At 62.7% G+C, this 11,741-nt stretch carries 7 protein-coding genes; 3 read left to right on the top strand and 4 right to left on the bottom strand.

Translation table 11 applies throughout. From position 1 onward, the window contains the following. Nucleotides 1–62 precede the first annotated feature (62 nt). Both PQR42_RS34900 and PQR42_RS34895 read left to right on the top strand, forming a co-directional pair. Nucleotides 63–845 (top strand): glucose 1-dehydrogenase, encoded by a 783-nt coding sequence (locus PQR42_RS34900; protein ID WP_408390019.1) that lies wholly within the window; start codon nt 63–65, stop codon nt 843–845. Between the two features lie 370 nt (nt 846–1,215). Then, nucleotides 1,216–1,425, top strand: coding sequence for a hypothetical protein (locus PQR42_RS34895; RefSeq protein ID WP_408390021.1), 210 nt, complete (start codon nt 1,216–1,218; stop codon nt 1,423–1,425). A gap of 225 nt (nt 1,426–1,650) precedes the next feature. On the opposite strand, the gene PQR42_RS34890 is transcribed toward PQR42_RS34895, so the two are convergent. Further along, complete coding sequence (locus PQR42_RS34890) at nt 1,651–5,571, bottom strand: ArsR family transcriptional regulator (protein WP_408390023.1); 3,921 nt, start codon at nt 5,569–5,571, stop codon at nt 1,651–1,653. A 135-nt stretch (nt 5,572–5,706) separates the two neighbouring features. Between PQR42_RS34890 and PQR42_RS45810 the strand changes: the two genes are divergently transcribed. Then, entirely contained in the window at nt 5,707–6,213 is a 507-nt protein-coding gene (locus PQR42_RS45810; RefSeq protein WP_459252331.1) for an SDR family oxidoreductase, read from the top strand. Nucleotides 6,214–6,285: 72 nt separating this feature from the next. On the opposite strand, the gene PQR42_RS34875 is transcribed toward PQR42_RS45810, so the two are convergent. Genes PQR42_RS34875 through PQR42_RS34865 form a run of 3 tightly spaced genes read right to left on the bottom strand, consistent with a single transcriptional unit; the run spans nt 6,286 to nt 11,548 of the window. Continuing rightward, nucleotides 6,286–9,120, bottom strand: a complete 2,835-nt coding sequence (locus PQR42_RS34875) for an Hsp70 family protein (RefSeq protein WP_408390029.1) — start codon at nt 9,118–9,120, stop codon at nt 6,286–6,288. Then, nucleotides 9,117–10,976 (bottom strand): Hsp70 family protein, encoded by a 1,860-nt coding sequence (locus tag PQR42_RS34870; RefSeq protein ID WP_408390031.1) that lies wholly within the window; start codon nt 10,974–10,976, stop codon nt 9,117–9,119. The genes PQR42_RS34875 and PQR42_RS34870 overlap by 4 nt, the downstream gene beginning before the upstream one ends. Next, complete coding sequence (locus PQR42_RS34865) at nt 10,973–11,548, bottom strand: DUF2760 domain-containing protein (RefSeq protein WP_408390034.1); 576 nt, start codon at nt 11,546–11,548, stop codon at nt 10,973–10,975. Before PQR42_RS34865 ends, PQR42_RS34870 begins: the two co-directional genes overlap by 4 nt. Nucleotides 11,549–11,741 lie beyond the last annotated feature (193 nt).

The following is an 11,741-nucleotide window of genomic DNA, read 5'->3' as shown; positions in this document are numbered from 1 at the left end:
CCGTGTGTGCATGAAATAAGCTGGGTGTCATGGTCAACCGACCTCACACACAGGAGCAGTTCATGAGTCAATCCAAACTCGAAAACGTCAATCCCCGCAAACACGCCGGCAAGATCGTGCTGGTAACAGGCGGCAGCAGCGGCATCGGCCTCGCCGCCGCAACGCGTTTCGCCCAGGAAGGCGCGACCGTCTACATCACCGGCCGGCGTCAGGCCGAACTCGACGACGCGGTGGAGCACATCGGCCACGGCGCCATCGCGATTCGCGCGGACATCTCGTCGGCCGCCGACCTCGACCGGATGTTCAGCACGGTGCAGGCCGCCCACGACCGGCTCGACATCCTGTTCGCGAATGCGGGCGGCGGCGAGTTTTCGCCGCTCGGCGCGATCACCGAGGCGCAGTTCGACAAGTACTTCGGCATCAACGTCAAAGGCACGCTGTTCACGGTGCAGAAAGCCTTGCCGTTGATGCGGCCAGGCAGCGCGATCGTCGTCACGGGTTCGATCGCCGGAAGCAAGGGCATGCCGGCCTTCGGCGTGTATGCCGCGACCAAGGCCGCGCTGCGTTCGTTCGCCCGCACATGGGCGACGGATCTGAAGGGCCGCGGGATTCGCGTCAACGTGGTGGCGCCCGGCGTGGTGGTCACGCCGGCCTACAAGTCCGAACTGGGCATGAGCGACGAGCAGATCGACGCGTTCCGCCAGCAAGCCAGCGAGACCACGCCGCTTGGCCGCGTCGGCGAACCGGACGAGATCGCCAAGGCCGTCTCGTTCCTGGCTTCCGACGACGCGAGCTTCATCACGGGGATCGAATTGGCTGGCGACGGTGGCATGACGCAGGTGTAGTACTACCAAACAATCGTCGAGTCTTCATACGAAAAGGCCGGTTTTTCCGGCCTTTTTTGCATGTGAAGAGGCAACGAGCACACGCCCATTCAGCAAAACATACCGATAGTCATCAAGCGAATGGGTGGCTTCTATCAATCATCCGTCTGCGTAGCTTTTATCCGCCGCGCATAAGGTTCTCTTAAGGTTCAACTGTTCAGATAGAAGGAGATGGTTGCGTCAGGCCGAAGCATAAGAACGCTTGGCCTCGCCGGCAGATGAGAGCTGCTGGTTGTACATGCAACGAAAAAGACCACCGAGAAAAACAACGATGCGTAACGGACGAAAATCCGCTCGAGAGGCAGAGAAGGCGCTCTGCAGAACCACTTACATGATGGATCTGGCGCGCGGCAGTTCCTACATTGCCAGCACGTTGACGCCGGCGACGCAACAGGCCGCCATCGCCGAAGTCCTGGACGGATTTCGCGCACAGCACGGCGCCGACAGACTGCTCATATTCCGCGATCTGCTCGCGGAGAGTCTCAAGAATCGCAAGGACACGCTTGCGGCGCAAGCGGTGTTGAGTTTCGATCTGACATAACCCCGCGAGTTTCAATACGGGCGACCGCCCACCAGCTTTGATGATTTTCGGCGGCCTTTTTTCGGACGGTTCAGCACCGACCTGCCGAATTCGATCTTGCGCTCGACAGGAATCCGTTCGAAGGGCCGGACGTGTCACCATCAGAACCTGACCGAAGGCGGTCGCCGCACTGAGGAAGCGCTTGAGACATACGGCAAGCGCGTTCCCCAATTTCATGCAGGTTGCTCAGGGATTCGAGTTCAGGACCTTCTGAATGTCTTCCATCGGCACATTAAACCAACCGGCAATGAATGACGCGCTTAGACCGCTGCCCTGCGCGAGATCTCGAATTTCAGCTTTGTCCTCTTCGCTGAATACAGTCGCTCCCTGAGGAGGCAGTTCTGCTGGCGAAGCGTCGATAGGATCGTCTTCCTGCGCCACAACGGGCAATTCATCTTCATACAATCGCTGAACGGCCGCGTAAGGTTGCTTGAGTTGGCCGGCAACGTCCTTCAGGCTGCGGCCTTCATCCATTGCGCGAATCGCCTCAATTTCCTGGCTTGACGAAAGCGGTGGAACCCATTCGTAATGATCGGCAGGCGCCGGCGACATTGCCCAGGACGGGCCGGGTTGAGGAGACTGGGGGCGCGGTACCAGGAAACCGCCCGCATATTCCTGCTCGACGACCGCTATCGTACTCTCGGGCACATGGGTTGCCCGGGCCAGATCGCCAGTTGTAAAGCTGTAATCCCGGAGGTTAAGCGCCCGTACGATATCGTCAAGTTGTTGTGGCGTCACAGAGTCCATGGTTGCCGTACGGAATTCGTTAGCAAGACTATGGGCTTTCCACGGAGAGATGCCGAGTTTCGTGGCGACGTCCTGTCGGCTATAGCCCTTCTCGAACATATCCATTGCTGCATCCCGATCTTTTGAGGTGAAACGGATGTCGTGGGTGCCTTCAGGCATGCCCTCGGCCAGCCGCTTCACATAATCGTGAGACATGCCTAGCGACTTGGCGACCTCTTCGGGCGATTTGTGTTCTGCCAACAGTTCACTGGCCAACGAATCTCTTGCCACCCGATGCTGATTGGCAATCCCTCGCACGGTTTCCAGCGGCAGACCCAGATCCCTCGCAACGTCTTTGGGGGCTTTGCCCTCATCCAGTTGCCGAATGGCGGCGGTCCGATTTGCCGGCGTCGTATCCCACCATGACCTTTTGTAAGTATCGGAATTGATATTTGCCAGAATGTCCTTGACTCTCCTCTGTGAGAGCTTGACTGCGTCGGCGATTTCGCGAGTTGTTTTCCCCTGGTCCTTCAGGGCAAAGGCCTGATCTATCTGCTCAGGCGTGACGCCCCTGGTAGCCTTCGCGCCCCCGGAGGCACGTATCCTTTCTTGCGCGGCGATCCTATCTACTGTCCTTGCACTTACCCCTTCCCGGTCGGCGATCTTTTCTAGTGTCAGTCCTCCGTCCCGTAGCAGTCTGATGATTTCCTGCCGCGTTCCCGGTGTGATTCTCAGATTGCGCAGGGCGGCGGCAGTTCGCTGTATATGATTTTTCTTGGCGATGTTAAATACTGTCGTGCGATTTATGCCAAATCGCTTTGCTATTTGTCTGTAGCTTAACTCGCCCTTGCGTAACAGATCGATAACTTCCTGCTGGACTTCCGGTTTGATTGGAGTGCGCCCAACACGTCCGAGAGGGATGTGATTTTGCTTGGCAATCGTTCCTACAGTGCCAGGAGAGATGTCAAGATCTCTGGCTATCTGCCGGGCGCTCAACTGTCCCTCTCTTAACAGTTCGATAACTCGCTGCCGGGTCGCTGGCGTGAGTGCCACGCGACGCAGAGAGTCATTGGCAGATAGGTCGATGTTTTCCTTTGTGGCAATGTTGCTTACTGTGGCGGGGGATATGCCCAATTTTTCTGCAATTTTTTTTCGCGACAACTCTCCTTCTTTCAGAAGTCTGATGACTTCCTGTCGCACCGTGTCTTCAAGTTTTGCGCCTGATCGTCCTCCTCCCGGCATTCCCACGTCGCTATTGATCTCCCATTCGTGGGTTGATTCGTTCAGTCGAACCGGATATTGCGGTTTCAGATCGGCCCCTTTCTTGAACACCCGCCAGGTGTCGCTGTCGCTGTCAAAGCGGACGTGATAAGCCTTTCCACCCAGTCCAATATACCTGTCGCCTCTTGCATCGACGAGGATGCCCGGCTTTTGCCCAGGGCGTAAATCACTAAGGAAAACATCAGGTTCGGCATAGGTCACGAGCGACCCGTAAGGGGTGCTTCCTACGCTTTGATGTGCCAGCTGGTTGGTGGGGTCGATTGCTGGGCCTGCCTCTGCGAGTGTCTTCTCCTGGAGCACTCTTTCGGCGGCTTTCGCTTCCCGCTTCAGGGTAAGCTCTGCCTGTATCCCCTCTGTAAGGGCTTGACCCGCAGTCTGGACGAGGCTCTTGCCCGCAGTGCCGCCCTCTCTTCCCGCCATATTGGCAAGCTCTGCGTTTCTGGCTACCGCGGAAATGGCCTTACCCGCGAGACTGATTTCTTTGACAATGCCCCAGCCTTCTCCAGCAAGAATGCCCAGGAACGCCGAGCCATAATCGAGCCCCATCCGAACATTGTCCGGCAGTGTCGAAGGCTGAAGATCGGCCAACGGCGCTAAAGGCGTCAGGCCGAGTATCACGCGCTCAAAGCCTTCCATTATTTGCCCGGCCAGCTTTTCTGCCCGGACCGCTGGGGTGATGGAGTAGTCCTTGAAGCTGGCGTCCTTGAGAACGGCGGTGTATTGATCGCTGAGATCGCGCACGTAGTCCGCACTCACCGGGGGCAGGTTCCGGAGAATATCCGTGTATCTTTTGGCGGCGCCCACTGAGTGCGCATTGAGGGGGCCGCTGACCTGATCATGCCAGGTGTCGAGCTTGTCGCGCAGTTCGGGCGAGTCATGCATGCGCTGCGTGAAGGCCAGAATGACCTTGTCTTTCAACTCGTCCTGCCCCGGATTGATCTCAAAGAGCTGGCGGCCAATCAGTTCGTAGCGCTTTGCGGGGTCGGTCTGCGCCTGCGCTTCCTTGAGGATGCGGTCCACTTCTCCGTTGGCTTCTTTCCACTGGGCGTGTTTTACGCGCTGGCGTTTGCCGACTTCGACGGAGATCCGCTCCTGCAGTTTGGCTTTAAGCTCGCTGGCTTCCTGGAAGATATCTTCCCGTTCGTCGGCATCCACTGCGCCGAGGAAGTCATCGCGCAATTTATCGAGGTAGTCGACACTTTCCCGGTCTTCCTTGTTCAGATAGGCAGCTCCCATGGGCGGGCTGAACTGGCTCAGCACCCGGTCGACCGGATCGTTGCGAACGCGGGTCGCTTCTTCGCGAACGGCGTTTTCCAGATCGGTCATTTTCTGATCGATCGCGTAGCGTTTGTCGTTGCTGGTTTCGAGCTGGTAGACCGCGCCCAAGGTCGCGACCACGCCACCATAGAACTGGCGTTCGCTCTCAGGCAGCTCAGCCAGCATGCCTTGCAGACGGGTTTCTCTTTGCTGGAACTGGATCAGCTGAGGGGGGTATCCGGTCATTTCCTGCTGGAGGCCATCTTCAATTTGTTGTGCAATCTGGGAGTCGGCCTCGCTGTTGCGGGGGAGGTAGCCATCCTCGGTGTCGTATTCCTCGTTGAGCCGGCTGAACTCTTCGATGCTGGCGCCGGGCAGCGTATCTGAGGGTTGCGTGGTCTGCCCGTTCGGCTTGCCTTGTTGCGCTTTCGTGGCGCCTGTGGCCGGCGTGCCGCTGGGCCCGCTGGGGTGTTTTGCTGGCTGGGCGAGGGCGAGGGCGAGTGCGGATGCAATACCTGCAGAACGGGTTCCTCGCGATAGAACATCGAGGGTAGGGATGCTCCCGGCCGCCTCATACGGCAATGGGGCACGTGCCGGGATGGTTTCGCCGGAGGTCTGACGGGAGAATACGGCGGCCACCGCCCTGTGAGCGGATAGGGACGGCGTTCCCGGATGGCGGGGCGCATCATGATTTGCCGGCGCCCTATGTGACTGTGGCGAGGAGAGGGGGGGCGTACTTCGCGAAGCATGTCCCGCAGGTTGGGGTTTATCGTTGTCTTTGTTGAGTGTATGAAGTTCGTCCGGAACCGCGGACATCGAGCTACCCACTGATGATGTGGTCATTTTCCTGAACTCCTGTTGGAGAAAACGGGCGCAGCGAAATGATGGGAAGCACGACGCTGCTGGATACATTGCAGCATGAGGAATGTCCACCGATGTAGCATTTATCTGTATGCAGGCGGTGCAACTGACGAACACGTGGATCGACCGGGCGGCCAAGGGAATCACACACAAAAATGCGGAACACCATGGCGAAACCCACCACTTGCCGGCGACACACTCGTCAAGGTCGACGACACCGGGCGCGGCATCGAAGAGGGCATTGACGGCGGCATGTGGGCGGTGGGCGTCGAGGTGATCGATCGCGACAGTTCACGGCGTGCCCGTTTTCGGCGTTTACGCCGCAGCGAAAACCGCGCTGCGATCGTTCGCCCGCACGTGGGCATGCGATCTGAAAGGCTGCGGCATTCGCGTCAACTTGGTGGTGCCCGGCGTGGTGGTCATGCCGGCGTACAAATCGGAACTCTGAAGATGAGCGACGAACAGATCGACCCGTGCCGCCAGCAGGTCAGCGAGACCACGCCGCCTGGCTGCGTCGGCGAACCCGACGAAATCGCCACGGCCGTGTTGTTCCTCGCATCGGCTGACGCGAGCTACATCACGGGGCCGAGTTGTTCGTCGATGGTGGCACGGCGCCCGGTATAAAGCGGCGGGTGAGGCGAAGCTATCGTGCTCCACATACGTTCAGCTGGCGATCAACGTGCGATCAATTTGCGCTCAGCTCGCGATCAGCTTCAGTCCCGCCGGCAGCGATTCGCCGAACACACGGCCTTCGTCGGCGTTATCGAGCTCGACGCTCTCGCTCACCATGGTGATCCACGCGCGCGGCGCGTTGGACGCTTCGAGCCGGCGCACTACCGCAAGACGCAAGTCTTCGGGCAAGTCGCGCGAGCGGTCGCCGGTCATGCGAGCGATCTGCACGGCGGCAAACGCGGCGGGATCGACCTTCTTCCAGTCGAGCGCGAGGATTGCGTTAAGCCATGCTCCAGCAATATCAGGCGGCACGACGCTATGCGCGCTGCCGTAAAACGGCCGCCGTGCACCGATACGGCCGACCGCCCACCAGCTTTGATGATTCTCAGCGGGTTTCTTCAAACGCGTCAGCACCGATTCGCCGAGTTCGATCTTGCGCTCGACGGGAATCCGTTCGAGCGATGCGCTCAGCCTCACCATGTCGGTGAAGCCGGTCTTCGCCACGTCGAACGGCAGCTTGTGACGCGATTGCGCGGCGCCTTGCAGATACGCCATCGCGTCGAGCACACGCAGTTGCGCGCTCTCGACGAGGCCGCCGGCGGCGCGGCGCCACAGTGTCCACCATTCCGACCAGACCTGGCCTTCGTTGACGTACTGGATGCCGTCGTCGAAGAGCGACCAGAGTTGTTCGACGCGCCATTCGTCGAGTGGATAGCCGAAGCCGGGCCGCACGCAATAGCCGGCCAGATTCAGCCAGAGGCGCTCGTGATCCGCCGAGCGGCGCCGGCGGCGCGCGCGTTCCCACAGTGCGCCGAACAGTTCGCGCAGCAACGCGCTATTCCAGGTTTCGCGCGGGCCCAGCAGTTGTTCGAGTTGCGAGCGCAGGCGTTTGACTTCTTTCGGATCGACCTTCTGCGCGCGCGAGCCGAAGCTGCGGTCGATATGTTCGACCGCCTGGTCGAGCGCCGGATGGCGAGCCGGTGCTGCATCGCCCGCCAGATTCACTTGTGCGTCTTCACGGCGCAACTGGAATTCGAGCAGCCAGCGCTGCGTGGGATTGTCGAGTTCGATGCAGTGGACTTCGAGCGTGCCCACTTCGGTCAGTGACGTCGCGATCTGCACCGCGGTTTCGCGCGCGCTGCTCGCGCCGCGCGGCTGCACGATGGTCGCGATCGGCGGCAAGCGGACGAAGTCGCCGCCGGCGAGATCGATCAATTCGCCGGGTCGATACACCGTATCCGCGCTCGATGACACGAGGTGAAACCGCACCGGATGTCCGAGACGCAGCGCGAAGGTGCGATCCGCGATCAGGATCTCGTGGCCTTCTTCCGTGCCGCGTGGCAGCAGGCAGATGCCGCGTTGCACGGGCTCGGCATCGTGCTTGCCGTCGCCGGCTTCGTCGAGGACGAGGAAGTAGCTGCGCGGCGAGCCGCCGCCGATTTTCGGCGCGTTGCCCGCGCGCGCGAGCGAATAGGCGACCGCGCCGCGTGCCACGGCGACGTCGGGGTTGTCGTTGTGCAGCACGTTGAGCGGCTCGCCGCGCCACGTGCCTAAGGTGCTGGCCAGACGTTGGGTGAGCGCTTCGGCGCGGAACACGCCGCCGTTTAGCAGAAGTGTGTCGGGCACCGGCAACGCGTCTTCGTCTGGTGAACCAGACGACTCGACGCCCAGCGCTTTACGCGACTGCGCCGCGAAGCGGCTCAGGAACGCCGCGATATGACGCGTGACGGCGGCATCGGTTGCATAGGGCAGGCCGAATTCGACGATCGCGCCACGCGGTCTGCCCGGCCGCTCATTCGACATCGCCGCCGGAAAAAAGCCGTCGACGATGATCTGCTCGACCTCTTCGCGCGTGACCTGCACCGTGCGTGCGCCGCCGATCAACTTCGAGCCCGCGCCGAGCAGCGTGATAGACGTGGAGTCGGGCGCCTGCGGGCCGAGCAGTTGTTCCTTCGCATTGCGACAGCGCTCGACCAGTTGTGACAGACTCGCGGCCGACAGCCGCGTGCGCTCGCCGGCTTGGTGCGAGCTGCCCGGCAGCCGCGCTTCCACCAGATGCGCGAGCGCCAGATCCATGTTGTCGCCGCCGAGCATCAGATGATTGCCCACGCCGATCCGCGTGAGCTGTGGCTCGCCGTCACGCAGGCTGACTTCGATCAGCGTGAGGTCGGTGGTGCCGCCGCCCACGTCGCAGATCAGCACGAGACGGGTATCCGCAAGTTCGCTTGCCAGCCGCTCGCGGTGATGAAACAGCCAGTCATAAAACGCCGCTTGTGGCTCCTCCAGCAGCCTCAACGCAGGCAAGCCGGCCATGCGGGCGGCTTCCACGGTCAGCGCTCGCGCGCCTTCGTCGAACGACGCCGGCACCGTGAGCACCACATCCTGGCGTTCGAGCGGCGCATCCGGAAAACGCTGGTTCCAGGCCGCGCGCACGTGCGCCAGATAGCTCGCGCTGGCTTCGACCGGCGAGACTTTGCGGACGTCGTCGGCGGCGCCCCACGGCAGGATCGGCGCGGTGCGATCCACTGACGCATGCGAGAGCCAGCTCTTCGCGCTCGATACCAGCCGGCCGGGCACCTGAGCGCCCAACACACGCGCGAGCCGGCCGATCACGACCGGCTGTGCGTCGGTCTGATTTGCAATGGACCACGGCAATTGCAGATCGCCGGGGTTCAGTTCCCCTTGCGCCGCGTGATAGCGCACCGAGGGCAGAAGCGGCCGCGCGGCCACTTCACCAGGGCTCACCAGTTGCTCGATCTCGAAGACCTGGATCGACTGTGACCCAGCCTCCGCATAGGCGAGCACCGTGTTGCTGGTGCCGAGATCGATACCGACGCTATACCGCTTCATCACATTCATGCATTCGCGTTGCCGCGCACGTCGAACTCGACTTTCCAGCGCTCGTCGGTGCCACGCGGCACGGCTTCGAGTTCGAGCGTGCCCGCCTCGGTGACGCGCGCATGCAGCTTCACCGGCACGACTTCACCGGCGGTGCGGCCGGCGGCGGGCAGCGTCGCCTGAATCTCCTCGAGCTCCTGCAATTCCTCCGGACCCCAGAAGTCGAGCAACGTGCCGACCTGATCCTGACGGCGCACCGATGACCCGAAGAAACGGAAGTGCACCGGCTCGCCGACCACCAGCCCGAATTCCTGCGCGGGCAGTTCGGCATCGGTGCCTTCCTCCATGCCGAACGGCGCGACGCACAGCGCCTGGATCGGTGGCTCGAGACCGGGCACGGCGGGCATCGCCGATTCGATCGCGATGTAGTACGCGCGCGCCGTGCCGCCGCGAATCCGCACGCCGCGGCCGCGTCGTACGTAGCCGTAGTAGGCTGCGCCGCGCGCGACGGCGAGATCGAGATCGGCGCCTTCGAGCAGCCGCGCCGACGGCGCGCCTTCCGCGACGAGCCAGTTGTTGAGCGTGCCCATGATGCGCTCGACCAGCAGCGGCGACTTGAACACGCCGCCGTTGAACAGCACCGCCGTGGGATGCAGGAAGCTCGCATTCTCCGCAGCCGCGATGCCGCTCACGCCTGCGAGTTCAGCCAGCGCGCCCACTTGACGGCCGAGGAACGCAGCCAGATGCCGCGTGATGCCCGCGTCCTGCGCATACGGTAAGCCGAGCTGCGTCAGACCGGCACGCGCGCGGCTCACTGGACGCGCGGCGCTCTCCACCTGCGGGAAGAAGCCTTCGAGGATCGTCTGGGTCAATTCGGCGCGCGTGAGTTCGGTGCGGATCGAGCCGCCGATCAGCTTCGAGCCGCGGCTCGGCACGACGAGCGGCACGGTATCGGTGGCCGGGTCGCTGAGCAGCATTTCCTTGGCCGAGCGGCACGCATAGGTGAGAGCGCGCAGTTGCCACGCGTCGGCCTGGGTACCTTGTGCCGCCAGCTTGCGCGCGACCACGTGCGCGAGCGCGAGGTCCATGTTGTCGCCGCCGAGCAGAATGTGTTCGCCGACCGCCACGCGATGCAGTTCGAGATTGCCTTCGCGCTCGATCACGGCGATCAGCGAGAGGTCGGTCGTGCCGCCGCCCACATCCACCACCAGGATGATGTCGCCGACCTTGACCTGTTTGCGCCAGTCGCCGCCGCTCTTCTGGATCCAGCTATACAACGCAGCCTGCGGTTCTTCCAGCAACGTCATGCGGCCGAAGCCGGCGGCCTCGGCGGCTTCGGCGGTCAGCTCGCGCGCGGCCGGATCGAACGATGCCGGGATCGTCACCGTGATGTCCTGCTCGCTGAACGGCGCGTCGGGATGCGCGTGATCCCAGGCTTCACGCAAGTGCGTCAGATAACGCACCGAGCTTTCGAGCGGCGAGACGCGCGCGACTTCGGGCGGCGCGTCGTTGGGCAGAATCGCCGCGCGCCGGTCGACGCCCGGATGGCACAGCCAGCTCTTCGCGCTCGACACGAGCCGGATCGGCGTGGCCGCGCCGCGGCTGCGGGCGAACTCGCCGACGGCGAATTCGCGCTGGCCGGTCCACGGCAGATAGAGGTCGCCCGACGCGAGTTCGTCGGGATGCGGCAGATAGAGGAACGAGGGCAGCAGATCGAGGTTGTCGATCGCGCCGGGGCCCGTGAGCTGCGCGATCGGCAGCACGCCTTGCGCGGTCTTTTCGCCGTCGCTCGCGCTGGTGTCCACGTAGGACAGCGCGCAGTGCGTGGTGCCGAGGTCGATGCCGATGGCGTAGCGTGATTGGCGTGCGTCGCTCATAGCTCCACCTCGGCCGGTGCGATCACTTTTGCGTTGTGGCTGTCCGCGAGTTTCGGCAGACGCACTTCGTCGACCCGCCAGCCACGATGGCTGATGCTGCCGTTAAACGGCGCCCGGCCGACGACATTGCCGGTCAGGCGAATCGAGGCCGCGTCGAAACCTTCGGCCAGCGTGACGCGGCTGCCCTCGGCTTCGTCGCGCACCGGGCGGATCGTGAAATGCTCGCGCAGCGTCGCGCGGCAACCGTCGTGCACGAGGCGCGCGGCCGCGCCGATGTCGGCGTCGCTATAGCTCTTGATGTCTTCCTCGACGAAATCGATGAAGCGCGCGTCGCGTTGCAGCAGGCCGAGCAGTTGCAACGCGGCGTCGGGACTGGCTTCCTTCAGCACGGGCGCCGGCTGCGGCGCGGGTGCCGGTGCGGGCGTGGGTGCCGGGGCGGGCGCGGCACTGGCGGCAACGCCGTCACGCAGGCGCAAGACACCGGCGGCGAATTCGCCATCGCCGAGGATGCGGAAAAACGTGCCCACGGCCAGGGAAATCCTGCCGAGGAAGGATGGGTTCGAATCGGTCATAAATGCTCCTGAGGTGCTCTGTTAAAGGACGAGCTGTCCTGGCTGCGTCGCCCGCGATTGGCCGCCAAGCCGCGCCGGGCTTGAGCGGGCCGCCGTCGTGCGAGTTTGCGAAGGCCGGCGGCGTGCGTGCCGCCAGCGTCTGATTCATCCGGATGCGCGGCGCGGGTTACGCGCGCAAAACCCGTATTTTGCC

It is taken from the genome of Paraburkholderia sediminicola (assembly GCF_046027355.1).
Lineage (GTDB): Bacteria > Pseudomonadota > Gammaproteobacteria > Burkholderiales > Burkholderiaceae > Paraburkholderia > Paraburkholderia sediminicola_B.
This window is presented reverse-complemented; position numbering and strand designations above follow the sequence as displayed.

What these genes read in the sequence shown, in the direction of transcription:
- PQR42_RS34900 (WP_408390019.1), top strand. Translation starts at nt 63, where the DNA reads ATGAGTCAATCCAAACTCGAAAACGTCAATCCCCGCAAACACGCCGGC.
- PQR42_RS34895 (WP_408390021.1), top strand. Translation starts at nt 1,216, where the DNA reads ATGATGGATCTGGCGCGCGGCAGTTCCTACATTGCCAGCACGTTGACG.
- PQR42_RS34890 (WP_408390023.1), bottom strand. Translation starts at nt 5,571, where the DNA reads ATGACCACATCATCAGTGGGTAGCTCGATGTCCGCGGTTCCGGACGAA.
- PQR42_RS34875 (WP_408390029.1), bottom strand. Translation starts at nt 9,120, where the DNA reads ATGAATGTGATGAAGCGGTATAGCGTCGGTATCGATCTCGGCACCAGC.
- PQR42_RS34870 (WP_408390031.1), bottom strand. Translation starts at nt 10,976, where the DNA reads ATGAGCGACGCACGCCAATCACGCTACGCCATCGGCATCGACCTCGGC.
- PQR42_RS34865 (WP_408390034.1), bottom strand. Translation starts at nt 11,548, where the DNA reads ATGACCGATTCGAACCCATCCTTCCTCGGCAGGATTTCCCTGGCCGTG.